This is a genomic window from Pseudomonas yangonensis, from assembly GCF_009932725.1.
In the GTDB taxonomy this organism is placed as follows: domain Bacteria; phylum Pseudomonadota; class Gammaproteobacteria; order Pseudomonadales; family Pseudomonadaceae; genus Aquipseudomonas; species Aquipseudomonas yangonensis.
Window position 1 is genome coordinate 12,416 of the sequence record NZ_BLJU01000018.1, and the last position, 26,080, is coordinate 38,495.

A 26,080-nucleotide genomic window follows, 5' to 3' on the forward strand; every position below is an offset into this window, starting at 1 on the left:
TATTTTGGTCATTACCCATGTCATCCGTGGTCGCGCTCGACCGGCTGATCGACGCCCGCCGTGTATGGCGAGGCCAGGCCGTTTCATCGCCATCGAGCAACAGTTTCTCAACCGGACATCGCTTTCTCGACGCCGCACTGCCCGGCGGCGGCTGGCCTACGGCTGCGCTCAGTGAAATTCTCACCGCCATGCCTGGCATCGGCGAACTGAGCCTGCTGTGGCCAACCCTTGCCCGGCTGACGGCCGCCAGCGAGCGGGTCGTGCTGGTCGCACCGCCGCACCTGCCCTACCCGCAGGCCTGGATTCAGGCCGGTATCGATCTGCGCCAGCTGAGCATCATCCAGGCCGACGGCCGCGACGCCTTGTGGGCGGCCGAGCAATGCCTGCGCTCGGGCAGTTGTGGCGCGGTGCTGAGCTGGTTGCGCCAGGCCGATGATCGTGCGCTGAGGCGCCTGCAGGTGGCCGCCGCGACCGGGCAAACCCTGGCATTCGCCTATCGACCGCAGGCAGAGGCTGCCAACCCGTCACCGGCGGCGCTGCGCCTGGTGCTCGAAAGCCAGCCGGCACAAGTACGGGTAATCAAGTGCCGCGGCGGGTTGCCGCCTGCGCGGCCGCTCGCCTTTACCTGGCATTGAGCCTGCCATGCTCTGGGCTTGCATCCTGCTGCCGCAACTGGCCATGGACGGCGTGCAGCGTCAGCGCGCCAATCCCGACGAGCCGTTGGCGCTGCTCACTGGCTCGCCACAACGGCGCATCGTGCAGGCCGTCAACCCGGCAGCCCGGGCCCTGGGGCTGAAACCCGGCCAGTCGCTGACGGCGGCGCATGCACTGACGCGCGGCTTTGCCAGCGCAGAATACGACCTCGTGGCCATCGAGCGCTGGCAGCAGTTTCTGGCCGCCTGGGCCTATGGTTTCAGCGCCCAGGTCAGCCTGCATTACCCGCGCTGCCTGCTGCTGGAAGTGCAATCGAGCCTGGGGCTGTTTGGCCCCTGGCCGCGCTTCGAAGCACGTCTGCGCGCCGAGCTGTCGGCGCTGGCCTTCCAGCACCGCATTGCCGTCGCGCCGAACCCGGCCGCTGCGCGGGTGCTGGTCAATATCGGTGATGGCCTGATGGCAGGCGATGGGCAGACGCTCAGGCAGATGCTCGATCCCTTGCCCGTGGATCGGCTCGGGCTTGACGCTACGGTAACCACAGCCTGCAACCGCATGGGCCTCAGGCAGCTGCGCCAGTTATTGGCTCTGCCGCGTGACAGCCTGGCCAGGCGGTTTCCTGCCGATGTGCTGCGCCATCTCGATACCCTGCTGGGCCAGCGCCCACTGGCGCTGGATTTCTATACGCCCGCGGACGTGTTCGATGCTCGTATCGAGCTGAATTTCGAGGTCGAATCCCATCAGGCGCTGCTGTTCCCGCTGCGTCGGCTGACGGCCGATCTGGCCGCCTACCTGGCCGGGCGTGACAGTGGTGTGCAGCGTTTCGCCCTGCACCTGGAACACCGCGTGGGTGCCGATACGCAGATACAGGTGGGCCTGCTCAGCGCAGAGCGTGATCCCGGCATGCTGTTCGAGCTGACACGCGGACGCCTGGAGCATCAGCAGCTACCGGCACCGGTGCTGGCCGTGCGCTTGGTGGCGCGGGAACTACCGGCCTTCGCGCCGCAGCATCAGCAGTTGTTCGACGAGCGACCACAACAGAACCAGCCCTGGGAGCAACTACGCGAGCGATTGCGTGCGCGCCTCGGTGATGACGCCCTGCATGGCCTCGGTGCCAGAGCCGATCACCGCCCCGAGTGTGCCTGGATGAACGAATCGACCAGCTCCGTGCTGCCACCCAGCGGCCCTCGGCCCGGCTGGCTGCTGAAAGAACCGCAGCCGCTGCACGAGGCCTCGCTACGCATTCTCGCAGGCCCCGAACGCATCGAGTCCGGCTGGTGGGATGGCGAGGATGTACGCCGCGACTATTACGTGGTGCAGACCCGTGCCGGCCAGCGCGGCTGGGCGTATCGCCCGGTCGGCAGTGAGGGCCCATTGCTGCTGCACGGGTGGTTCGCATGAGCGATTACGCCGAGCTCCATTGCCTGTCGAATTTCACTTTCCAGCGCGGCGCATCCAGCGCCCAGGAGTTGTTCGAGCGTGCGGCTCGGCTGGGTTACCACGCCCTGGCGATTACCGATGAATGCACCCTGGCTGGCATCGTGCGCGCGTGGGAGGCCTCGAAAAAAACCGGAGTAAAGCTGATCGTGGGCAGCGAGGTGCGCATCGAGAACGGCCCGAAACTGGTGCTGCTGGTCGAGAACCTGGCGGGCTACCAGGCGTTATGCGGCCTGATCACCCGGGCGCGACGCAGGGCGGCAAAGGGCACCTATCGGCTGTTGCACGAGGATTTCGTGGTACCGCTCGATGGTCTTTTGGCCATATGGCTCAGCGAAGGCGAGGTCACCGCCCTGCCCTGGCTTCGCTCGGTTTTCCCCGAGCGGCTGTGGCTGGGTGTCGAGCTGCATCGCGGTGCGGAGGATAGCGCGCGTCTGCAGCGCCTGCTCGAAATGGCCGCCGTCCATGACTTGCCGGCGGTGGCCTGTGGCGATGTACACATGCATGCCCGTGGCCGCCGCGCCCTGCAGGATTGCATGACTGCCATCCGTCATCATCTTCCCGTGGCCGAGGCCGGCGCCCATCTGTTCGCCAATGGCGAACGGCATCTGCGCCGACTTGAGGAGCTGGGCGAGCTGTATCCGCCCGAGCTGCTCATGCAGACGCTGTGCATCGCCGAACGCTGCCACTTCGATCTCGACGAGCTGGATTATCACTACCCGCATGAGCTGGTGCCGGCAGGTCATGACCCCACCTCCTGGCTGCGCGTTCTGGTGGAGCGTGGCGCTGCCGAACGCTGGGGCAAGAATGTGCCGGCCGCCGCCCGCACACAGATCGAGCATGAACTGGCGCTGATCGCCGAGCTGAAATACGAGAGCTACTTTCTGACCGTGCATGACATCGTCCGCTTCGCCCGCGAGCAGCACATCCTCTGCCAGGGCCGGGGTTCGGCGGCCAACTCGAGCGTCTGCTTCGCGCTCGGCATCACCGAGCTGGACCCCACCGAGAGCCGGCTGTTGTTCGAGCGTTTTCTCTCCCGCGAGCGCAACGAGCCACCGGATATCGACGTCGATTTCGAGCATGAGCGCCGTGAAGAGGTCATTCAGTACGTATTTCGCCGCTACGGGCGAACACGTGCGGCGCTCACGGCCGTGGTCAACACCTACCACGGTGCCGGGGCGATACGCGATGTCGCCAAGGCCCTGGGTTTGCCGCCGGATCAGGTCAATGCGCTGGCTGATTGCTGTGGGCGCTGGAGTAGCGGCCCACCAACACCGGAACGCCTGCAGGAAGCGGGTTTCGATCCGCAGAATCTGCTGCTCAGGCGCGTGCTGATCCTGACCGGCGAGCTGATCGGCTTCCCCCGGCACCTGTCGCAGCATCCAGGCGGTTTCGTCATTTCCGAGCACGCGCTCGACACCCTGGTGCCGGTGGAGAACGCGACCATGGCTGAGCGCACCGTGATCCAGTGGGACAAGGACGATCTCGACAGGGTCGGCCTGCTCAAGGTCGACGTGCTGGCCCTGGGCATGCTTAGCGCACTGCGCCGCTGTTTCGGCCTGATCGAGCGCTACCGCGGCACGCAGTGGACGCTGGCGACCCTGCCCAAGGAAGACCCGGCCACCTACGCCATGATCAGCCGCGCAGATACCATCGGCGCGTTCCAGATCGAGTCTCGCGCGCAGATGGCGATGCTGCCGCGCCTGCGCCCGAAAACCTTTTACGACCTGGTGATCCAGGTGGCCATCGTCCGTCCTGGGCCGATCCAGGGCGACATGGTGCATCCCTACCTGCGTCGGCGGAACGAAGAGGAAGCCATCGATTACCCCTCCGATGAACTCAAGCCGGTCTTCGAGCGCACCCTCGGCGTGCCGCTGTTTCAGGAGCAAGTGATGGAATTGGCCATCGTCGCTGCCGACTACACCCCAGGCGAAGCGGATGAGCTGCGCCGCAGCATGGCCGCCTGGAAACGCCATGGCGGCCTCGAACCGCATCGTCAGCGGCTCACCTCGCGCATGCTGGAAAAAGGCTACTCGCAGGCATTTACCGAACGGATCTTTCGCCAGATCGAGGGCTTCGGCAGCTACGGCTTCCCCGAGTCGCATGCAGCCAGCTTCGCCCTGCTCGCCTACGCCAGTTGCTGGTTGAAGTGCCATGAGCCCGCGGCCTATGCCTGCGCCCTGGTCAACAGCTGGCCGATGGGTTTCTACAGCCCTGATCAGGTGCTGCAGGACGCGCGGCGGCATGACGTCGAGTTGCGTCCCGTGGACGTACGCTACAGCGACTGGGATTGCAGTCTGGAGCCCGATGAACATGGCGAGCCGGCCATCCGCCTGGGCCTGAGGATGATTCGTGGCATGCGCGAAGACGACGCACGCCGTATCGAACAGGCGCGCCAGTCAGGTGCATTCCGTGATGTCGAGGACCTCAGCGTGCGTGCACGCCTGGATGCTTCGGCGCGCGAGCGACTGGCCGATGCCGGCGCACTCGGCGGCCTAGTTGGCCACCGCTATCAGGCGCGCTGGGCGGTGGCTGGCGTCGAGGAACAATTACCACTGTTCGCCGGCGTATCTGCGCCGAATGAAGCCGCTCCGGGCCTGCCTGCCCCATCGCCGGGGGAAGATCTGCTGACCGACTATGCGACGCTCGGCACCACCCTCGGCCCGCATCCACTGGCTCTGCTGCGCCAGGCGCTACGGGCGCGGCGCTGCCGAAGCTCACGTGAATTGCAGGTAGTCGAGCATGGCCGACCTGTCAGCGTTGCCGGCCTGGTGATCGGCAGGCAAAGGCCGCAAACCGCCAGCGGCGTCATCTTCGTCACGCTCGAAGATGAGTTCGGCATGGTCAATGTGGTCGTCTGGCATGATCTGGCCGAGCGCCAGCGGCGAGTCCTGGTGCAGTCGCAGATGCTGCGCATCGACGGCCATCTGGAAACCCAGGATGGCGTGCGCCATGTGATCGCCGGGCGCCTGACCGACCTGACGGCGATGCTGACCGGGCTGGACATACGCAGCCGCGACTTTCATTGAGCCTCTCGCCTGATCCGGGTTTCGCTACACGAAACTTGATTCGCTTTGCTCACCCTGCGGGCCAGCCTGCGGCTGTTACTTCGCTTCGCTGCGTTTCCCCGCTCCGGGGGCGGCTTACATGTGCCATCCCTGGCCCTCTAAGCCTTTAGCCGTATCCATGCCGCTTATCCCCCTAGGCAACACCTCCACTCGACCTCCTGAAAAAGGGGACCAGGCCGCGAGCTTGCGTAATATCCACGTAATTAAACTCAGCAGCGTTTGGCTTTTGCTCTTGAAACGGGATCTCACAGACGACGCCCAAAGTCCCCTTCAGGAGGCCGAGTGGAATCGCCGTGGAAGGGGTTGAGCGACATGGATGTCGCGAGAGCCGTGATGGGCCAGGGATGGCCCTTCGTCGGTGGGCCGCATCCGGTCGTGCCCCTGGAGCGGTGATGGAGCGAGGGAACCCCGGCGCAGGCGGGGCCGAATGGTGGGGTGCCCTTCTCTTTGGTTACTTTCTCTTGGGCAAGCAAGAGCTACGAAGCGCAGCGAAGTAACAGCCGCAGGCTGGCCCGAAGGGTGAGCGCAGCGAATCAAGTGACTCGCCCATAAGGGGCGAAACCCATCAGATCAGACGACACGCTAACGGAGAGTGCCAAGTCATCGACAGCTAACACAAACTTGCCAGTCCCGTGTCAACCCGCACTTTCCCCAAAATATGCGAAGAACCAAAAAAAGGCCGCACTGGATCACCAGGCGGCCACAAGTCGTCTTAACCAAAGGAGATGAAGTGGAGCCAGGGCGACGGCGTCCGGGAGTGATGCAACAACCGCTGCCCGAGGAATCTTCATCGGGGCCAAGCCTATCGTCGATCGAGCGCAACGGTGCATCGAAGTCGTTGATAGTGATCATCGATCAGCTTGACTAGTGCCTCGGCCGGCGGGGTGATAACTCTAAGCGCGCCCTCTGGGCCGGGCCTTACCTCGCTGTGAGGCGCGTTTAGAACAGCACACCAACACCGGGAGCATCCATGTACAAGAAGCACTGTCTCGCGCTGGCTTGCAGCCTCGCGCTGGGCGGGCAGTTGGCGCATGCCAGCAGCCAGTCCGAAGCCAAGGGATTCATCGAGGACGCCAACCTCGATCTGTTGCTGCGCAACGCCTACTTCAACCGCGATTACAAGGACAACACCAACGACGCCAAAAGCTGGGGTCAGGGCTTCATCGCCACCTTCGAATCCGGCTTTACCCAGGGTACCGTCGGGTTCGGTGTCGATGCCTTCGGCCTGCTCGGGATCAAGCTCGACAGCGGCCGTGGCCGCAACTATCGCGCGTTCTTCGACACCGACAGCGAAGGTCGCCCGGTGGACGACCTGTCCCAGGCTGGGGGCGCGGTGAAGCTGCGCGTTTCCAACACCGTGATCAAGTACGGCAACCAGTTCCCTTCCCTGCCCGTCCTGGCCCATGACGACAGCCGCCTGCTGCCGCAGTCGTTCACCGGTACGCTGGTGACCAGCAACGAGATCGAGGGGCTGGAACTGAATGCCGGTCGCTTCACCGCCGACAGCCCGATGGGCGACCCGGCTCGCGACCCCAACCGTCTCAAGAGCATCGACGTGCTCGGCGGCAGCTACGCCGTCAGCGATGACCTGAGCCTGGCGGTCTATCACGCCGATCTCGAGGACATGTACAAGCGCTACTACGCCAACGTCAATTACAACCTGGCACTGGCTGCCGACCAGGCGCTGAACTTCGACTTCAACCTCTACCGCACCAAGTACGACACCGGCTCGGTGGCTGCCCTGGATCTCGGTGGCGATGGCCAGGGTGATCGCAACACCATCTGGAGTCTGGCCGCCAAGTACAGCATCGGCGCCCACGCGTTCATCGTCGCCCACCAGCGCAACACCGGCGATGCCGGCTTCGCCTATGACTACGGTGATGGTGGCGCCAGCATCTACCTGGCCAACTCCTACTACTCGGACTTCAACCTGAAGGACGAGCGCTCCTGGCAGGCCAGCTACGAGCTGGATTTCGCCGAGTACGGCGTGCCGGGCCTTCGTTACAAGTTCGCCTACGTACGCGGCGACAACATCGATACCGGCAGCGACAACAACGGTACCGAGCGCGAGATCTTCAACCAGATCGGTTACACCATCCAGAGTGGCGCTGCCAAGGACCTACACCTGCGCCTGCGCAACTCCATCTACCGCTCCAGCACCGACGTAGGGCCGGATCTCAACGAGATTCGGGCATTCGTCGAATACCCGCTGAGCATCCTCTGATGGTCGCTGCCCCGGCCTGGCCGGGGCAGTTCTCTCAGTTGCGCAAGGCCCGAGCGACAGCCTGGGCCGCTTCTTCGATTGCCCGCTCCTCGTAGGGTGCGAAGCCCATCACCAGACCTGGCGCTCGCGGATTGACGCAGTAACTCGCCAGCGGCAGCACATCGATGCCGGCTGCCTGCAAACGGGTGAAGGCGTCCTGCTCGTTCTCGACCTGCAAGCGACAGGCGATATCCATACCTGCGCGAATCTCCGGCACCTCGATCAGCCCCCGCCAATGCCTGTGCGCCGCTTCGGCGAAGGCAACGGCACGCGCTGCGTAGATCTTGCGCATGCGCCGCACATGGCGGTCGAAATGCCCTTCATGGATGAAGTCGGCCAGCACGGCCTGAGCCAGACTGTTGGCATGCCGCGACATCAGCGCTGCAGCGCGGGTGAAACGCTCGGTCAAGTGCTCGGGTACTACCAGATAGGCCAGGCGAATCGAAGGAAACAGCAGTTTACTGAAGGTTCCGGCGAGGATGACCGAGTGCTCGGCGCCAGGCATCGAACGCAATGCCGGTATGGGCTTGGCGATAAAGCGGTATTCGCTGTCGTAGTCGTCCTCGAAAATATAACTGTCCTGTTCCGTTGCCCAGCGCAGCAAGGCCAGACGCCGTGCTGGAGAGAGCTCGCCACCGAGCGGCGCCTGACGCGACGGCGTGACATAAGCCAGTCGAGCGCCCGGCGCCAAACGCATGCCCTCCTCGACCTTGAGGCCGGAGCGGTCCACCGGCACATCCACACGGTTCACACCGGAAATCTCCATCAGTTGCCGTGCACCAGGGTAGCCGGGATCCTCCATCCACACCTGCGAGTCGCCAGGTGCCAGCAATCGCAGGCAGATATCCAGGCCCTGCTGCACGCTGCCAATCACCAGGATACGCTCCGGCGACACCTGCACCCCACGCGCGATGGCAAGGTAGCCGGCGATGGCTTCGCGCAGCGCGGGCAGACCTGCCGGGTCACCGTCCAGCAACATCGACAGACGCGAACTGCGCAGCTGCTGCGTATGCAGCTTGCGCCAGAGGTCGATGGGAAAGGCGCTGATATCACCGCGATGCGGAAAGAACGGGCGCTGGCCGGAGGGCGAGGTGCGACGGGAAAAGATCGGCTCGATCTCAGCCAGTTTGTTCAGCCATGGCGTTTGCGGGGCAACGCGCACTTCCTCACTGCGGGCGACCACTTTACGCCGTACGTACCCGGCATTCATCGTCGGATCCGGTAGCACCTCGCTGACACGCGTGCCGCTGCCGGTCCGCGCTTGCAGATAACCTTCGGAAAGCAGTTGCTGGTAAGCCGTCTGCACCGTTCCGCGCGCAAGGCCGTAGTGCTCGGCCATGGCGCGGGTGCTGGGCAGTTTGCTGCCAGCCGGCAGGCGCCCTCCCAAAATGGCCCCGCGCAATGATTCATACAACCAGCTCTGCAGGCTGACCCCGACTTCCGGTGCTCCCAGCGGCAGAAACACCACTTGTGGTGCGGCTTTCTCGAGTGGCATGTCAGCTCCAAAGTGGACCATTTATTTGCATCAATAATGGATCAATACCTTGATCCAAGCCAGCAGCACAATCCGCTCCGTAGTCAGCCAACAGCCCCCTCTCCCCACTACGGACACCACGACATGAAACAGCAAATCCTGATCATCGGCGCAGGCTTCGGCGGCATGTGGAGTGCGCTGAGCGCCATTCGCCTGCTGGACCAGCACAAGCGCCTCGACATCGCAGTAACCCTGCTCGCGCCTCAAGCCGAACTGCGCGTACGTCCGCGCTTCTATGAAGCCGACCTGGCGGCCACCGTCGCTCCGCTCGGCCCGCTGTTCGATGCAGTCGGCGTACAGTTCGTGCAGGGCAGCGCCTCGCGCATCGATGCGCAGAACAGGCAGGTGTTCTACCGCAGCGCCTCCGGCGAGCAATCGAAGCTGGCTTATGACCGGCTGATTCTGGCCTCTGGCAGCCAGGTTGCCCGCCCGCCGCTGGCCGGAATCGACCGTTTTGCCTTCGACGTCGACAGCCTGGAATCAGCGCAAAAGCTCGAAGCGCATCTGCAAGGCCTGCGTCAGCGGCCAAGCAGTCAGGCGCGCAATACCGTGGTGGTGGTGGGCGGTGGTTTCACCGGCATCGAGACAGCCACCGAGATGCCGGCGCGCCTGCGTGCCATCCTCGGTGACGAGGCCGATATCCGCGTCATCGTCGTCGACATGGGCCAACAGGTCGGCAGCGCCATGGGCGGGCAGATCGCCACAGTGATCGCCGAGGCCAGCGATACGCTGGGGGTGACCTGGAAACTTGGCAGCCCGGTCTCGAGGGTCGATGAACAGGGCGTGCAGCTCGACAACGGCGAACGTATCGAGGCCAACACCGTGATCTGGGCCGTCGGCGTGAAAGCCTCGCCCCTGACGCAGCAGATCGACGGCGAGCGCGATGCCTTTGGTCGCCTGCATGTCGACCGCAACCTCAAGGTACTGGGCCAGGACGCCATCTTCGCCACGGGCGATACGGCTTACGCGGCAGTGGACGACCTGGGCAACCATGCGCTGATGACCTGTCAGCACGCCATCGCGCTCGGCCGCTCCTCCGGCAACAACGCAGTCGCCGATCTGCTGGGCGTGGAGCCGATTCCCTACAGCCAGCCCAAGTACGTCACCTGCCTCGATCTGGGCGCCTGGGGCGCGGTGTTCACCGAGGGTTGGGAGCGCAAGGTGGTGCTGACCGGCAAGGAAGGCAAAGAGCTAAAAACGCAGATCAACACCCAGTGGATCTACCCGCCAGAGGCCAATCGCGACATCGCCCTGGCTGCGGCCGACCCGCTGATTCCGGTAGTCGCCTGAACCTCACCATGCCGGCCCTGGGCGACCTCGCCTCAGGGCCGGTTCACCGACACTATTCGGAGCCTCTCATGACCCATTCCTACACGCCAAGCAACATGCCGGATGCCTGGCCATTGCCCAACGCCAGTCGCTGGCCACTGTGGCTAGCTCCCACGATTGCCGCCTTCTACCCCTACCTGCTCGATGGCTTTCATCTGCTGGTGACTCGCACTGGCACCATTGGCCTGGCGCCCGCGCTAGTGCTGCTGATCATTTTCTTCGTCCCTGCACTCGGCCTGTTCTTCGCTTGCCACGCAAGCGGACATGGCACCCTCGACACTCGCGCCCGGCGTCTTGGCCTGCTGCTCGTGGCCGCACCTACCCTGTACTGCTTCGTTGGCGTGAACATGTACATGCTGGGCAGCCCTGTCAGCGATGGCTGGGTATGGACTCCCGCCTGGCTGGCCTTGGCTTTGCTGGCGGCGTTGAGCCCTACCGCCGGGGCAGCCCCGCGGACGGTAAACCGCAGTACCCCGGCGTTGCGGGTAGCCCATGGTGTGTCGGGCCTGCTGGTGACTGTGTTCGTGGCCTTTCACTTGTTCAATCACCTGTTCGGCCTGCTCGGCGCGGAGCGGCATGCCGAGGTCATGGACTGGGGGCGTACCTTCTACCGCTCTGCACTGGTGGAGCCGCTGCTGGTCGTGGCTTTGCTGTTTCAGGTCGTCACCGGGCTGCGCCTGGTCTGGCAATGGAGCGCGACTCCCGGCGACCTCTATCGTCTGTTCCAGCTCGCGTCCGGCGTATTTCTCGCGGTGTTCATCCTGGGTCACCTGAATGCGGTCTTTGTCTTTGCACGGCTGTGGGCGGGGATCGAAACGGACTGGGCATTCGCCACCGGCGCGCCAACCGGCCTGATCATGGACCCCTGGAGCATTCGCCTGCTACCGCACTACGCACTTGGCGTGTTCTTCGTCCTTGCCCACCTGGGATCTGGGCTGCGCATCGTGATGCTCGCTCACGGCGCCTCTAACAAGAGCGCCAACACGGCTTGGTGGGGCATCGCAGGCGTGTCGGCACTGGTGTCGCTGGCGATCATTCTGGGCATGACCGGGCTGCGACTGGCTTGAGCGGCGTACCCGCCCATCCGTTTGGCCGCCCGCCTCAGTCCGGGCGGCCATCGGGGATATCAGAGCTGCGGCATGAAGCTCGAGCGCATCAACGCCATGAAGTCTTCTTCCGAGGTTTGCCGACGTGCTCTAACCAGAGGCTCGATGTCTTCGGTAGCCACATAACGCAGCCGGTCGCTGCCATCGCTGGCGGCCTGCAAAATGACCTCGGCGACCTGCTCGGATGTAGCGTTTCGCGTCGCCCGAATGGAAGCGAAGACCCGCTCGGCGCCGGCAACGAAAGCAGCGTAGTCCTCAGGCGTCTCGGTGAGGCTGGCCTCGGCGGCGACACGCTGCGAGAAACGGGTATCAAGCACCCCGCCCGGCTCGATCAGTTTGACCCGTATGTTCTGGCTGGCGAGTTCGAAAGCGAGGGATTCGGAGAACCCTTCCAAGGCGAACTTGCTGGCGTTGTACGCGCTGATCATCGGCAGGCCGAACACGCCGGCGCCGGAGCTGATATTGATCAGCGTGCCGCTCTGCCGCTGGCGAAAATGCGGCAGTACGGCCCTGGTCACGTCCATGACGCCGAAAACATTGACGTCGAACTGCTCGCGAATTTTCTCACGCGACAGCGATTCGAACACGCCGTAGAGGCTGAACCCGGCATTGTTGACGAGCGTGTCGATCGCGCCGAAGCGTTCGATTGCTGCATCGATCGCCGTTTGAATGCTGGTTTGGTCCTGAACATCGAGCCTGGTAACCAGCACGTCGTTCAGCGTGGCCAGCGCCCTGCCCGCGCTTACATCACGCATGGTCGCCACAACATTCCAGCCAGCCTCGGAGAAGCGCCGAGCGCTGCACAGTCCGAAACCACTGGATGCGCCAGTAATCAGTACCGTCTTTTTCATGTGTGCCTACTCCTACATGGATTCAGCAGCAGGGTAACGGCACATATGGCTGACGATAATCAGCCCCTTCTTGCATGTGTTGATGAGTGATACCGAACAATGAATCGCCCGGCCTTGCTCGAACTCAATGCCTTCGTCGCCGTAGCCCGGCACAGCAACTTCCGCCGCGCAGCCGTGGAGCTGCAGGTCTCGCCCTCTGCCATCAGCCACGCCGTTGCAGCCCTTGAGCGGCGCATGGGAGTCAAACTGCTGCACCGCACTACCCGCAGCGTGGCCCTGTCCGAAGCGGGTGAGCAGTTTCTGGTACGTATCGGACCCGCGCTCGAGGAAATCTCGGCGGCGATGGAGCAAGCCAACCATTTCCGACAAACCCCCATGGGCACCCTGCGCATCAATACGTCTGAAGGTGCCGCCCAGATAGTGCTGGCACCTCTGATACTCGCTTACACCCGACGCTATCCAGACATGCAGCTGGAGCTGGTTACCGACGATGCCCTGGTCGACATAGTCGCCCAGGGATGTGATGCAGGCATTCGCCTGCTTGAGAATGTGCCACAGGATATGGTCGCTGTGCCCTTGACCGCGCCATTGAAACTGGTGACCGTCGCCGCACCGAGCTATCTGAACCAACACGGCCGACCGGAAACACCGCAAGACCTGTCGAGACACAACTGCATTCGCCGGCGTTTCCCAAGCGGCGCGATACACAGATGGGAGTTTGCCAACGCCGAGCAACAGTCGAGCATAGATGTCACAGGGCAGTTGACGCTAGGCAGCCATCAGCTGATTCTGCAAGCCGCACTGACTGGCGCAGGCATCGCCATGCTCAGCGAATTCGCCGCATCTCGCTACCTGGCCAGCGGAGAATTGGTCCAGCTGCTCGAGTCGTGGACACCGACGCACTCCGCTCTGGCCTTGTTCTATCCGGCCAATCGTCATCCTTCGGCAGGTCTGAGGGCATTCGTCGAGCTGGCCAAGACGCTCGGCACCAACGCAAGCGGGTCCCCTCAGTCGCGGTAGATCTGCACCTGCAATCTCGCCGGTACGTCCTCACCCTCACTGCGCAACCACTCTCCTGGCGGCTGACCTACCTGCTGGGCGAAGGTGCGTGAGAACGACGCCTGCGAGGCGTAACCGACGGCGTCGGCGATTACCTTGATCGGCTTGCCCTCGCGCAGCAGGTCCTGTGCAACCTTGATGCGCCAGGCCGTGACATAGGCCATGGGGGTCATTCCCATGATTTCATGAAACAGCGCGGCGAACTGGGTACGCGACATCTTCGCCAGCTCGGCCAGACGCTCGACGCTCCAGGCCAGCTGTGGTTCCTGATGAATGCAGATCAGCGCCGGGCCCAGCTTGCTGTCCTGCAGGGCATAGAGCAGCCCCCTGGTGATGCGCCCTTCCTTCACCGCACGGCGGACCAACAGCACGAACACGTATTCGAACAGCAGATTGAGCGCCTTGCTGCGACCGGGCGCAGGTGTGCGGAACTCGTTGACAAGCGAGCCGATCACCGGCCCGAGCTGCTCCAGGGCACTCAGTGGAAACACCAGCGTTTCCTCCAGCCCCAGTTCGAAAGGCTGTTGACCGTAGCGCCCGAACTGGAAAGACGAGCAGATCAGGTCCACGCCACCCGGCTCATGGGCACGCAGTTTGTAGCAGCAACAGCTGGGACAGAACAAAACGCTGGGCCGATCGATCGCGACGCGAGGCTTTTCGGAATGCACCATATCCAGTGCGCCGCGCTCGACCACGTGAATGAAGGCCATGCCAGGAGGCTTGTCCAGCACCAGGGTACCGTCTACCGGGCCTGCGAATAACAGGCGCCCTTGCAGGCTAGTGCGCTCGAAGAACTCGGAGAGAACATCCATATTTCGGGAACGACCAAATAAGATTCTTTGGGAAAGTCGATCCAGTTGCAGCCCACTAAGGGTGAACTGTCGTCGATTGATAGAGACAGTTCAGGGGATAAAAATTCCCAAAGACTTTCAGGAAAATGAAAATTCTCCGCTATCCATATCCCAGGTCCATTTCACCGAGTTCGTCGAGCCGGGCTGGCGAGACTGAAGACAATCAAATCAGTCCATAAGAGCGGGTGTCACCTCCCCCTTGCGCCTGCATCTCAGCTCGCTCCTGCAGACGCTGAGCGATCTCTTCTTCCACTGCCTTCTGCTGCTCCGGCGTCATGGCTTCGATCTCCTCTTCGGTCAGCCCCATCTCCTTGAGAATACCGTCGCGCAGCTTTTCCGCCGGAGTCATCTCCATGTAGGCCTTGAATGCCTCCAGTGCAGCGTCACCGCCATCCTCACCCAGGCGCTTTTCCAGGCGCCCGGAAGTGACGCTGGTTTCTACTTTTCCTTCGGATGCGTTCTGCAAGGCGACACGCAGGCGGGCGAACCCCTCCTCCGTGGCCTGCCTGGCGCGAAGTTCCCGCTCTGACTCGGCGTTTGCGGTGCGCGTGGTTTTCTCGACGTTACGCGCCATCAGGGCCAGTTCGCCCTGCTCCTCGCTTTGTTTGTTACGAAACCCGGTTAGCGATATGCCGCTGTAGCTGCCAATACCTCCAATGGTGCTCATGCTGTGCTCCTTGACTAGGTTGCAAATTGCCAGGCGCACCGATTCAAGGCGCGTGCCAGTTCGCAGCACGTACCTAACTCACTGTAAATATTGGATTAACTGATATTTCCGAAGGGAAAGAGAGGCAAGCCCTTGCCGCTGAGCGGCAAGGTGCGGCATTGCCAGGTCAGGCTTGTCCGCTCATTTGCCGGAAGGCATCGAGCAGTGCCTGGCTGAGATCAACCGAGGAGAACTTGGTCAGCACTGCGTTGGCCCCAACCGAACGGGCCCTCTCGGTATTCATGGTGCTGTCCAGCGAGGTGTGTAGCAGCACATAGGTCTCGGCAATGTCAGGGCTGCGACGGATTTCCTGAACCAGGCTGTAGCCGTCGAGCTCAGGCATCTCGATATCCGAGACCAGCAACTCGAAAGGCATGCCGGCCTGATGGTATTCGTGCAGCTGCTGCAAGGCTGCCTGACCGCTGCGCACCGCCGTGCAATCGAAGCCCAGCTGGCGCAGCACGTTGAGGGTCTGTTGCAGCGCCACTTGCGAATCATCGACCAGCAGCACGCGGCGCCCCTGCAGCAGGCTGGCGTCCTGCCCCTGGAGCAGACCAACGGGCGCTTCTTCCAGAGCCGGCGCGATATCGTGCAGAACCTTCTCGATATCGAGAATCTGCACGATGGCACCGTCGATCTGGGTCACGCCGGTGATAAAGGCTCGATTACCGGAGCCGGCAGGTGGCGGGCGCACGTCTCGGGTGGAGCACTGCACGATGCGCTCGACGTTCTTCACGTGCAGGCCCTGACGCGAGCGGCTCAACTCCGTGACGATCAGGCAGCCGTCGTCTTCATCAGCCGCGCCGCGTTCACCGATGGCGCGCGCCAGGTCGATCACCGTCATCGCAGCGCCACGCAAGGTAGCAATGCCGCGAACGTTGGGATGCCGATTGGGCAGCTTGGTCAACGCCGGGCAGGGAATGATCTCATTGACCTTGAGCAGGTTGATCCCCAGCAGACGACCGCTATGCAGACGAAACAACAGCAGCGATAGCGCGTCGCCGGTAACCAGACTCATGTACCTTTCCTTAGAACGAACGTAGACCTAAGTTATAGCGACCACACGGCCACGGACTTTAATCCGTGGCCAGCTTCAGGGCCACCCGGCCGCGATTGGGACAGGTTTCCATGTAGCGATGGGCCGCGACGAAGTCCTCGAAATCGAACACCTTGTCGATAACAGGCGTCAACAGGCGGTCCGCGGTCATCTGGTTGATATGCGTGAGCGCTCGCTGCACCGCCTCGTTGTTCGGCTCGATGCCCAGCTCCGGACACCCGGTGAAGTCCAGCACGCAGTGACGGAAGAACTGCAGGTGCTTCTTGAACGCGGCACAAGCTGGAAAAGCCGTGTCGTTGCCGCCGTTGATCCCATAAAGGACCAGCTTGCCACGCGGCGCGGCGATATCGCCCAACAACTTCATCTGCGGGCCGGCACATTGGTCGAGGATGATCTCGACGCCCTTGCCTTCGGTGTAGCGCTCCACCTCCAGAACCAGGTCCTGTTCCTCGGTCACGATCACCTTGTCGGCACCCAGGCCGCGCAGGAACTCGCGATCATCGGCTGAACCGGTGGATACGATGACCTTGGCACCTAGCGCCTTGGCCAACTGCACGGTCTGCGGCGCCATGCAGTGGCTGGCCTCGGTGATCAGCACATGTTGGCCGGGCTTGAGATGGGCAAGATCGTTAAGCGCCAGGTAGCCGAACAGCAGGCTGGAGTAATGCACGCTGGCCTCGACCGGGCTGAGCACCTCGGGATAGCGGGTCAGGGCGTGGCTGGGCATCAGCACCAGATCGCCCCACGTCGGGTAGCGGTTCGGCGTGCCCGCCGGGAAACCGGCGACGGCTGCGCCAACTTCAAGCTCACTCACGCCGTCACCCAGCGCCGCCACGGTGCCGGCCAGTTCGAAACCGGTACCGGCAGGTAGCTTGGCCTGTTCTGACGCCAGGTTCTGCCGCCAGAGCACGTCTTTCCAGCCCAGGCCGACAGCCTGAACGCGCACCAGCACCTCACCAGGGCCGGGCACGGGCGTCGGAACCTCTTCGTACTGGAGCACATCGGCATCGCCGAACTTATGAAAACGGATCATGCGGGACATCGCTTACCTCGAGCTTGATCGCGGATTAACACTTCAATGACTGTGGACTCTATCCGCTGTGCGGCGGCGACACTATCAGACTCTATCGATAGTCTTCATGCCTGTCAGTGATTCAGCGTCTTTCAATCCGCTACACACTGCCCGTACTATTGCCCAGGCAAAGGCTCTCATTTGCAGCGCGGTGCTGACAAGGCCCGTTTCCCCTCGGATGGTACCCGGATGAATCGCAACGACCTGCGTCGCCTCGATCTGAACCTGCTGATCGTCTTCGAGACGCTGATGCACGAACGCAGCGTGACCCGGGCTGCAGAAAAGCTGTTTCTCGGCCAGCCAGCCATCAGCGCGGCACTTGCCCGTCTGCGCACTCTTTTCGACGACCCCTTGTTCGTGCGCACCGGCCGCAGCATGGAGCCGACACCGCGCGCGCAGGAAATCTTCGCCCTGCTTTCGCCAGCGTTGGACTCGATCTCCACCGCCGTCAGTCGCGCCGCCGACTTCGACCCGGCCACCAGTAAGGCCGTGTTCCGTATTGGCCTTTCCGATGACGTCGAGTTCGCCCTGCTTCCTGCCCTGCTGCGTCGTCTGCGTGCCGAAGCGCCCGGCGTGGTGCTGGTAATCCGTCGCACCAACTATCTGATGATGCCTGGGCTGCTGGCCTCCGGGGAAATCTCCGTGGGCGTGGCCTACACGGAGGAACTGCCAGCGAACGCGAAACGCAAGGTGTTGCGCCGCAGCAAGGCCAAACTGCTGCGCGCCGATACCGTCCCCGGTGCGCTGAGCCTGGAAGATTACTGTGCGCGTCCTCATGCGCTGGTGTCCTACGCAGGCGACCTGACAGGCTTTATCGATGAGGAACTGGAGAAGGTCGGCTGCAAACGTCAGGTGGTACTGGCCGTGCCGCAGTTCAACGGCCTGGCCAGCCTGCTGGCGGAAACCGATATCGTCGCCAGCGTGCCCGACTACACGGCTGCAGCCCTGACCGCAGCCGGAGGCCTGCGCGCCGAGGAACTGCCACTGGAAACGCCCTCGTTCGAACTGCACATGGCCTGGCGCGGCGCCCAGGACAACGACCCCGCCGAGCGCTGGCTGCGCTCGCGCATCCAGATGTTCTGTGGCGACCCGGATAGTCTCTAAATACTTGCACCATTGACGTGCCGCCAGGAACTGACGTGCACCTTTATGACTCCAAGTTGATATAACTGCGTCATTCATCATTCCCGCTGATATTCAATTTCATGGCGTTCGATTCGTAGCCCTCCAAGACTCGCAGCAGACTCCGCCCATCCACAAATCCGACTGGCGGAGTCACCCATGGAACAACATCACAAGAAAATCTGGATATTCCCGCTGGCTCTCGCCGGTGTCCTTGCCCTCAGCGGTTGTGATCAGGCGGCGCAGCCCCAGGCACAAATGCCTGCGCCCAAGGTCAGCGTGGCCGAAGTCATCGAGCAACCCGTCAACGAGTGGGATGAGTTCACCGGTCGCCTCGAAGCGCCGCAATCCGTCGAAATTCGCCCGCGCGTTTCCGGCTATATCGACAAGGTCGCCTTCGATGAAGGCACTCTGGTGAAAAAAGGCGATCTGCTGTTTCAGATCGATCCGCGTCCATTCCAGGCCGAAGTCAAACGTCTCGAAGCCCAGCTGCAGCAGGCCCGCGCCAACCAGGCTCGCGCCGCCAACGAGGCACGCCGCGGCGAGCGCCTACGTCAGAGCAACGCCATCTCAGCCGAGCTAGCCGATGCCCGCGCCAGTGCGGCGACCGAGGCCCAGGCGCAGGTCGCCGCGATCCAGGCGGAACTGGACAACGCCCGCCTGAACCTCGGTTTCACCCGTATCACCTCGCCCATCGACGGTCGCGTCAGCCGCGCCGAGATCACCGAAGGCAACCTGGTGGGTGCCGGTGAGAGTCTGCTGACCTCCGTGGTTTCCACCGACAAGGTCTACGCCTACTTCGATGCCGATGAGCGCGCCTTCCTCAAGTACGTCGAGCTGGCGCGCCAGTCCGGTGCCGATGCCCGTGGCGCCAGCCCGGTGTACCTCGGTCTTTCCGATGAAGCCGGCCACCCCCATCTGGGCCAGCTGGACTTCCTCGACAATCAGGTCAACCCACGTACCGGCACCATTCGTGGTCGCGCCGTGTTCGACAACCAGGACGGTCGTTTCACCCCCGGCCTGTACGCGCGCCTGAAACTGGTGGGCAGCAAGCCCTACGCGGCCACCCTGATCAAGGACGAAGCGGTCGGCACCGACCTGGGCAAGAAGTACGTGCTGGTGCTCGGCGCAGACAACGCCGTGGCCTACCGCGCCATCGAACTGGGGCCGAAGCTCGAAGGCCTGCGCATCGTCCGTAGTGGCCTTAGCAAGGGCGAAAAAATCGTCGTCAACGGCCTGCAACGCGCCATGCCGGGTGCCACCGTCGACCCGCAGCCAGTGACCATGGCCGATGACAGCACCCTCGAGCAACTGGCCCGCATGCGCCAGGCCGTCGATGGCAGCCAGGCCCCGCGTATCGCCGCCGAAAAGATCGACGCGCGCGCGCCGCGCGGCTGATTCAGACCGCGCCCAGAGGAAAGACCCATGAATTTCTCGCAATTCTTCATCCAGCGGCCGATCTTCGCCGCGGTGCTGTCGCTGCTGATCCTGATTGGCGGCGGTATATCCCTGTTTCAGCTGCCCATCAGCGAATACCCCGAGGTGGTACCGCCGACCGTGGTGGTGCGCGCCAACTTCCCAGGTGCCAACCCCAAGGTGATCGGTGAAACCGTCGCCTCGCCGCTGGAACAGGCCATCGTCGGCGTCGAAGGCATGCTCTACATGTCGTCGCAATCAACCGCCGACGGCAAGCTGACCCTGACCGTGACCTTCGCCCTCGGCACTGACCTGGACAACGCCCAGGTGCAGGTGCAGAACCGCGTCACTCGTACCATGCCGACCCTGCCCACCGAAGTGCAGCGTCTCGGCGTGACCGTGGACAAGGCCTCTCCGGACCTGACCATGGTAGTGCACCTGACCTCGCCGGATCAGCGCTACGACATGCTCTACCTGTCCAACTACGCCGCGCTCAACGTCAAGGACGAGCTGGCGCGCCTGGATGGCGTGGGCGATGTGCAGCTGTTCGGCATGGGCAACTACTCGCTGCGCGTCTGGCTCGACCCGAACAAGGTCGCCTCGCGTGGGCTGACGGCCACCGATGTGGTCAGCGCCATCCGTGAGCAGAACCGCCAGGTCGCTGCCGGCGCCCTAGGCGCACCGCCCGCCGATGCCGGCAACAGCTTCCAGCTGTCGATCAACACCCAGGGGCGCCTGGTCACCGAGGAAGAGTTCGAGAACATCATCATCCGCGTTGGCGACAATGGCGAGATCACCCGCCTGCGCGATATCGCCCGCGTCGAGCTGGGCTCGAACCAGTACGCCCTGCGCTCGCTGCTGAACAACCAGCCGGCCGTGGCCATGCCGGTGTTCCAGCGCCCCGGTTCCAACGCCATCGCACTTTCAGACTCGGTGCGCGAGCGCATGGCCGAGCTCAAGCAGAGCTTCCCGCAGGGCATGGACTACGAAGTGGTCTATGACCCGACCATCTTCGTCCGTGGCTCCATCGAGGCAGTGGTGCATACCCTGCTCGAAGCCGTGGTGCTGGTGGTACTGGTAGTCGTGCTGTTCCTGCAAACATGGCGCGCCTCGATCATCCCGCTGGCCGCCGTACCGGTATCGCTGATCGGCACCTTCGCGGTCATGCATATGTTCGGCTTCTCGCTCAACGCCCTGTCGCTGTTCGGCCTGGTGCTGGCCATCGGCATCGTGGTGGACGACGCCATCGTCGTGGTGGAGAACGTCGAGCGCAACATCGCCCTGGGTAAAACACCGGTAGAAGCCACACGCCAGGCCATGAAGGAAGTGACCGGCCCCATCGTCGCCACCGCCCTGGTGCTGTGCGCGGTGTTCGTACCGACGGCCTTCATCTCCGGCCTTTCGGGCCAGTTCTATCAGCAGTTCGCCCTGACCATTGCCATTTCCACGGTGATCTCGGCAATCAACTCGCTGACTTTGTCGCCGGCGCTCGCGGCCATCCTGCTCAAGGACCATCACGCGCCGAAGGATGGCTTCTCGCGTGTGCTCGACAAGCTGCTCGGTGGCTGGCTGTTCGGCCCGTTCAACCGCCTCTTCGATCGCGCCAGCAATGGCTACGTCGGTACCGTGCGCCGCGTTCTGCGTGGCAGCAGCATCGCCATGCTGATCTACGGTGGCCTGCTGGTGCTTGGCTACCTGGGCTTTTCCAGCACCCCGACCGGCTTCGTGCCGCAGCAGGACAAGCAGTATCTGGTGGCCTTCGCCCAATTGCCTGACGCCGCGACACTCGATCGTACCGAAGCGGTGATCAAGCGCATGAGCGAAATCGCCGGCAAGCACCCGGGCGTGGAGAACACCGTGGCCTTCCCGGGCCTGTCGATCAACGGCTTCACCAACAGCCCGAACAGCGGCATCGTTTTCGTCGCACTCAAGGACTTCGACCAGCGCAAGGACGAAAGCCTGTCTGCAGGGGCGATTGCTGCCGAGCTCAATGGCCAGTTCGGTGAGATTCAGGAAGCCTACCTCGCCATCTTCCCGCCACCCCCGGTGCAGGGCCTGGGCACCATTGGTGGCTTCCGCCTGCAGATTCAGGACCGCGGCAACCTGGGCTATGAAGAGCTGTATACGCAGACTCAGAATATCCTCAACAAGGCCCGCCAGTTGCCTGAGCTGAACCCGATGTCGGTATTCACCAGCTACCAGGTCAACGTGCCGCAGGTCGATGCCGCCATCGACCGCGAAAAGGCCAAGACCCATGGTGTGGCCATCAGCGATATCTTCGACACCCTGCAGGTGTACCTGGGCTCGCTGTATGCCAACGACTTCAACCGTTTCGGCCGCACCTATCAGGTCAACGTCCAGGCCGACCAGCAATTCCGCCTGGAGCCGGAGCAGATTGGTCAGCTCAAGGTGCGTAACAACCGTGGCGAGATGGTGCCGCTGTCGACCTTCGTCAAGGTCGATGACAGCGCCGGCCCGGATCGGGTGATGCACTACAACGGCTTCCTCACCGCCGAGATCAACGGTGCCGCCGCGCCGGGTTACAGCTCTGGCCAGGCCGAAGCAGCCATCGCCAAACTGCTGAACGAGGAACTGCCGATCGGCATGACCTTCGAGTGGACCGATCTGACCTACCAGCAGATCCTCGCCGGCAATACCGCGATCTTCATCTTCCCGCTGTGCGTGCTGCTGGCCTTCCTGGTGCTGGCCGCCCAGTACGAAAGCTGGAGCCTGCCAATGGCGGTGATCCTGATCGTGCCGATCGTGCTCTTCACCGCCATCACCGGGGTGATCATCGCCGGGCTGGACAACAACATCTTCACCCAGATCGGCCTGATCGTGCTGGTGGGCCTGGCGTGCAAGAACGCCATCCTGATCGTCGAGTTCGCCAAGGAGAAACAGGAAGAGGGTCTCGATCGTGTCGCGGCGGTCCTGGAAGCCTGCCGCCTGCGTCTGCGCCCGATCCTGATGACCTCGATCGCCTTCATCATGGCCGTGGTGCCGCTGGTGCTGTCCAGCGGCGCAGGCGCCGAAATGCGCCATGCCATGGGTGTGGCGGTGTTCTCCGGGATGATCGGCGTGACCTTCTTCGGTCTGCTGCTGACTCCGGTGTTCTATGTCCTGATCCGTGGCTTCGTCGAAAAACGCGAAGCGCGCAAAGCCGTCCGTCTGCAGGAGTCGCATGCATGAAAGCCTTTGCCCCCGCTCTGCTGACCCTGGCGCTGTCGGCCTGTGCCGTCGGCCCGGACTATCGAGCGCCCGTGACCGACCCTGCACGCATTGCCGCGCTGGAAGCGGCCGATTACGACCGCAGCCGCTTCGAAGCCGCCTGGTGGCAGCAATTCGACGATCCGACGCTGAACCAGCTGGTGCAGCGTTCGCTGCAGGACAACCGCGAGCTGCGCGTGGCGTTCAACCGCCTGCGTGCGGCACGGGCGATCCGCGATGATGTGGCCAACGACCGCCTGCCCACCGTCACCAGCCGCGCCAGCGGCGAGTTCGGCAAGGCGCAGCAGCCGCCGACCACGGACGAGCGCATCCGTCAGGAACGCTACGACCTGGGCCTGGACATGGCCTGGGAGCTGGACCTGTTCGGTCGTATCCAGCGCCAACTGGAAGCCAGCGAGGCGCGCATCGAAGTGGCCGAGGCCGACTACTACCAGTTGCAGGTAAGCCTGATCGCCGAACTGGTCGACGCCTACGGCACCCTGCGGGGCGCGCAACTGCGCGAAAGCATCGCCCGCGAGAACCTGAAGAACCAGCAGGACTCGCGCGCCATTACCGAGCAACTGCGTGACGCCGGCGTCGGCACCGAACTCGACGTGCTGCGCGCCGATGCCCGTCTGGCCGCCACCGAAGCCAGCCTGCCACAGCTGCAGGCGCAGCAGGTACGTGCGCAGAACCGCATCGCCACCCTGCTCGGCCAGCGCCCGGAACAGCTGCAGATCGATCTGTCGCCCAAACCCCTGCCGGTGATCGCCAAGGCACTGCCGATTGGCAACCCGGGCGAACTGCTGCGCCGTCGCCCGGATATCCAGGCGGCCGAACGGCAGTTGGCAGCGGCAACCGCCGAGGTCGGCGTGGCGACGGCGGATCTGTTCCCGCGGGTCAGCCTCTCCGGCTTTCTCGGCTTTACCGCCGGGCGCGGCTCGCAGCTGGGCTCGTCAGCCGCACGCGCCTGGGGCGTAGCGCCGAGCATCAGCTGGGCGGCGTTCGATCTGGGCAGTGTACGAGCACGTCTGCGCGGCGCCGAAGCCGAGGCCGACGGCGCGCTGGCACAATACGAACAGCAGGTGCTGCTTGCGCTGGAGGAATCGGAGAACGCCTTCAGCGACTACGCCAAACGCCAGCAGCGCCTGGTTTCCCTGGTGCGCCAGGCCGAAGCCAGCCGTGCAGCAGCGGATCAGGCGGCGATTCGCTATCGCGAAGGCACGGTGGACTTTCTCGTGCTGTTGGACGCCGAACGTGAGCGTCTGGCTGCCGAAGATGCCCAAGCGTCCGCGGAGACCGAGCTGTACAGCGGCATCGTCGCGATCTACAAGGCACTGGGTGGCGGCTGGCAACCGCAGGCCTGAAGCTTCTCTCCCCCGGTCGGCAGCCCTGCCGACCCTCCTCAGCCCCGAGTCGATGCTTCGGGGCTTTTTTATTTCTGTCAGCCGCATTCCACCCGATTACGGCCCTGTGCCTTGGCCCGATACAACGCCGCATCGGCACGCTGCAGGAGGATTTGCGCCGAGCTGTCGCCATCGTTCTGCATCGAGGCGATACCGACGCTGATACTGACGTGCCCCAGGGGCGAGCGTTCATGTGGCAAGGCCAGGGCTTCGACGGCCCTCACCAGTTTCTCTGCCATGCTCCGCGCCCCGACGAGCCCGGTCGACGGCGCGAGAAATACGAACTCCTCACCGCCGTAGCGCGCCACCAGGTCAGAGGAACGACTGATGGTGGCGGCCAGGGTTTGTGCGACCTGCTGTAGACAGCTATCGCCGGCCGGATGGCCGTAATGATCGTTGTAGGCCTTGAACCAGTCGACATCCAGCACGGCCAGGGCCAACGGCTCGCCGACACGCTGGGCGCGCTTGCATTCCTTGGCCAGCACATCGTCGAAGTGCCGACGGTTGGCGATACCGGTAAGGGCGTCGGTCAGGCTGAGCATTTCCAGGCGGCTGTTGAGCACCTGCAATTCCTGGGTTCGCTCAGCGACACGCTGTTCCAGCTCTCGCTCGGATTGCTGCAGGGTTTTCACCAGCTGCTCGCGGGTTTGCAACAATCTGGCTTGGGCTTGCAGTTTTTCCTGACGCATCACGTTGATGCGGTCGGCCAGGGCGAAGGCCAGCAGCAGCATTTCCAGTGACGAACCGATCTGCAGGCCGTCCTCCGTGAAGGCGTTGGTAGGCAGGATGCCCAGGGCGCGCAGCGTGGTAGTGGCGCCGCCGAGAATCAGCAGGCCGAAGGCGGCGAGAAAGAAGTAGGCGCTACGCTGACGCTTGAGGGCGCAGCCCAGCCCTACAGCCATCATCACCAAGGCCGTCAGCAGATTGACCAGGACGGCAGCACGTGAGACCTGCGGCAAGGCAACGGCGTAGATCAGCGGGGAAATCAGGTACAGGGCCACCAGGGCCAGTAAGCCGCGGTCGACCCGCGGCAACAGACGTGCGGTCTGCAACATGCTGCGCATGAACAGCAACAATCCGCTCAGCGCTAGCGAGGCGCCCGAGTAATACGCCACATTGGAATTGAGCGGCAGACCGAACAACGTCCAGTCCGGCGCCATGCCGTTCTTGATCGTCAGGGCGCACACGGCGCACAGCACGAAGGTCACGTAGAGCAGATAGATGCGTTCACGCAGGGCGATGAACAGCATCAGGTTGAACAGGATCATGGCAATGGCGATGCCCATGTAGCCGGCACGCGCCATGTAGTCTTCGCGCTCATAGGCCTTGAAGCCTTCGACCGTCCACAGCTGTAACGGTACCAGCAGACCGATGCTCGACTCGACCCGCAGGTAGACCGACTGCTGCGAACGTGCCGGCAGATGCAAGGGGAAGACGAAGTTGCGGTTGTCGTAGGCCTTGCCGCTCTGCGGCCGGTCTGCCCCGGTGAGCCAGGCACGATAGCCACCCTGCCCGTCCTGCACATAGGCATCGACCAGGGAAATACGTGGGTTGTCCACCACCAGCAGGCGCGTCAGCGGCTGGTCGCCGGAGTTGCCAACATCAAGCCGGAACCAGTAGGCCGAACGGGTAAAGCCCAACGCAAAGGATGAACTTTCGACCGATTCATAACGAAAGCGATCACGCATTTCGGCAGAACGGACATTGTCGAACGTCAGGGTGCGGCTGGTATCTTCCAGCACGCCAACGGAGGTGGTCAGTGGTTTGGGCGTTTGCTCGATCTGCGCCGCATCAAGGTAACGAACACTGGCCCACGCTTGCGAAGAAAGCAGCAGCATGCCGAGCACGAGCCAGGGCGACAACCGAAAACGACGAATGCGATTCATGAAAAGGTTCGACTGGGGGCAGGCCGGCCCCAGCTCAGATGAGCACAAGGTGCCGGAGT

18 protein-coding genes are annotated in these 26,080 nt (G+C 63.3%); 11 read left to right on the top strand and 7 right to left on the bottom strand.

Annotated features, from left to right (window positions below; all coding sequences use genetic code 11):
• Positions 1-17 precede the first annotated feature (17 nt).
• From imuA to GYB81_RS17425, 4 genes are all read left to right on the top strand, one after another.
• Complete coding sequence (gene imuA, locus GYB81_RS17410; protein WP_161867130.1) at positions 18-635, top strand: translesion DNA synthesis-associated protein ImuA; 618 nt, start codon at positions 18-20, stop codon at positions 633-635.
• A 7-nt stretch (positions 636-642) separates the two neighbouring features.
• Positions 643-2,052: a Y-family DNA polymerase gene (locus GYB81_RS17415; RefSeq protein WP_161867129.1), complete on the top strand. Its 1,410-nt coding sequence runs from the start codon at positions 643-645 to the stop codon at positions 2,050-2,052.
• Positions 2,049-5,117, top strand: a complete 3,069-nt coding sequence (locus tag GYB81_RS17420) for an error-prone DNA polymerase (protein WP_161867128.1) — start codon at positions 2,049-2,051, stop codon at positions 5,115-5,117. Before GYB81_RS17415 ends, GYB81_RS17420 begins: the two co-directional genes overlap by 4 nt.
• Before the next feature lie 1,009 nt (positions 5,118-6,126).
• Entirely contained in the window at positions 6,127-7,380 is a 1,254-nt protein-coding gene (locus GYB81_RS17425) for an OprD family porin (protein ID WP_161867127.1), read from the top strand.
• Between the two features lie 34 nt (positions 7,381-7,414).
• On the opposite strand, the gene pdxR is transcribed toward GYB81_RS17425, so the two are convergent.
• Positions 7,415-8,914 (bottom strand): MocR-like pyridoxine biosynthesis transcription factor PdxR, encoded by a 1,500-nt coding sequence (pdxR, locus tag GYB81_RS17430; protein WP_161867126.1) that lies wholly within the window; start codon positions 8,912-8,914, stop codon positions 7,415-7,417.
• Positions 8,915-9,037: 123 nt separating this feature from the next.
• On the opposite strand from pdxR, the gene GYB81_RS17435 reads away from it, so the two are divergent.
• Both GYB81_RS17435 and GYB81_RS17440 read left to right on the top strand, forming a co-directional pair.
• Positions 9,038-10,243, top strand: a complete 1,206-nt coding sequence (locus GYB81_RS17435) for an NAD(P)/FAD-dependent oxidoreductase (RefSeq protein ID WP_161867125.1) — start codon at positions 9,038-9,040, stop codon at positions 10,241-10,243.
• A gap of 68 nt (positions 10,244-10,311) precedes the next feature.
• The gene (locus GYB81_RS17440; RefSeq protein WP_233787611.1) at positions 10,312-11,349 is read left to right on the top strand and encodes a hypothetical protein; all 1,038 of its coding nucleotides are present in this window, start codon (positions 10,312-10,314) and stop codon (positions 11,347-11,349) included.
• Between the two features lie 59 nt (positions 11,350-11,408).
• On the opposite strand, the gene GYB81_RS17445 is transcribed toward GYB81_RS17440, so the two are convergent.
• Positions 11,409-12,239, bottom strand: coding sequence for an SDR family oxidoreductase (locus tag GYB81_RS17445; RefSeq protein ID WP_161867124.1), 831 nt, complete (start codon positions 12,237-12,239; stop codon positions 11,409-11,411).
• Between the two features lie 99 nt (positions 12,240-12,338).
• Here GYB81_RS17445 and GYB81_RS17450 point away from each other — a divergent pair, with 99 nt between their 5' ends.
• Positions 12,339-13,259 carry a LysR family transcriptional regulator gene (locus GYB81_RS17450; RefSeq protein WP_161867123.1) on the top strand — a complete coding sequence of 307 codons (921 nt, stop codon included), beginning with the start codon at positions 12,339-12,341 and terminating at the stop codon, positions 13,257-13,259.
• Here the strand turns inward: GYB81_RS17450 and GYB81_RS17455 are convergent.
• The 4 genes from GYB81_RS17455 to GYB81_RS17470 all read right to left on the bottom strand — a co-directional run bounded on the left by GYB81_RS17455 (position 13,247) and on the right by GYB81_RS17470 (position 16,954).
• On the bottom strand, positions 13,247-14,110 hold the full coding sequence (locus GYB81_RS17455) for a helix-turn-helix transcriptional regulator (RefSeq protein WP_161867122.1): 864 nt from the start codon (positions 14,108-14,110) through the stop codon (positions 13,247-13,249). The genes GYB81_RS17450 and GYB81_RS17455 overlap by 13 nt on opposite strands.
• 202 nt (positions 14,111-14,312) lie before the next feature.
• Positions 14,313-14,816: a hypothetical protein gene (locus GYB81_RS17460; RefSeq protein WP_161867121.1), complete on the bottom strand. Its 504-nt coding sequence runs from the start codon at positions 14,814-14,816 to the stop codon at positions 14,313-14,315.
• 166 nt (positions 14,817-14,982) lie between these two features.
• Positions 14,983-15,873, bottom strand: coding sequence for a chemotaxis protein CheV (locus tag GYB81_RS17465; protein ID WP_161867120.1), 891 nt, complete (start codon positions 15,871-15,873; stop codon positions 14,983-14,985).
• Positions 15,874-15,931: 58 nt separating this feature from the next.
• Positions 15,932-16,954 (bottom strand): zinc-dependent alcohol dehydrogenase family protein, encoded by a 1,023-nt coding sequence (locus tag GYB81_RS17470; RefSeq protein WP_161867119.1) that lies wholly within the window; start codon positions 16,952-16,954, stop codon positions 15,932-15,934.
• Between the two features lie 219 nt (positions 16,955-17,173).
• On the opposite strand from GYB81_RS17470, the gene GYB81_RS17475 reads away from it, so the two are divergent.
• The 4 genes from GYB81_RS17475 (at position 17,174) to GYB81_RS17490 (ending at position 24,096) form a co-directional block, all read left to right on the top strand.
• Positions 17,174-18,088 (top strand): LysR family transcriptional regulator, encoded by a 915-nt coding sequence (locus GYB81_RS17475; RefSeq protein WP_161867118.1) that lies wholly within the window; start codon positions 17,174-17,176, stop codon positions 18,086-18,088.
• Between the two features lie 177 nt (positions 18,089-18,265).
• Complete coding sequence (mexE, locus tag GYB81_RS17480; RefSeq protein WP_161867117.1) at positions 18,266-19,504, top strand: multidrug efflux RND transporter periplasmic adaptor subunit MexE; 1,239 nt, start codon at positions 18,266-18,268, stop codon at positions 19,502-19,504.
• Positions 19,505-19,531: 27 nt separating this feature from the next.
• Positions 19,532-22,711 (top strand): efflux RND transporter permease subunit, encoded by a 3,180-nt coding sequence (locus tag GYB81_RS17485; protein WP_161867116.1) that lies wholly within the window; start codon positions 19,532-19,534, stop codon positions 22,709-22,711.
• On the top strand, positions 22,708-24,096 hold the full coding sequence (locus GYB81_RS17490) for an efflux transporter outer membrane subunit (protein ID WP_161867115.1): 1,389 nt from the start codon (positions 22,708-22,710) through the stop codon (positions 24,094-24,096). The genes GYB81_RS17485 and GYB81_RS17490 overlap by 4 nt, the downstream gene beginning before the upstream one ends.
• A gap of 77 nt (positions 24,097-24,173) precedes the next feature.
• Here the strand turns inward: GYB81_RS17490 and GYB81_RS17495 are convergent, their stop codons facing one another.
• A complete protein-coding gene (locus GYB81_RS17495) occupies positions 24,174-26,021 on the bottom strand; it encodes a sensor domain-containing diguanylate cyclase (RefSeq protein ID WP_161867114.1) in 1,848 nt (615 codons plus the stop codon).
• Positions 26,022-26,080 lie beyond the last annotated feature (59 nt).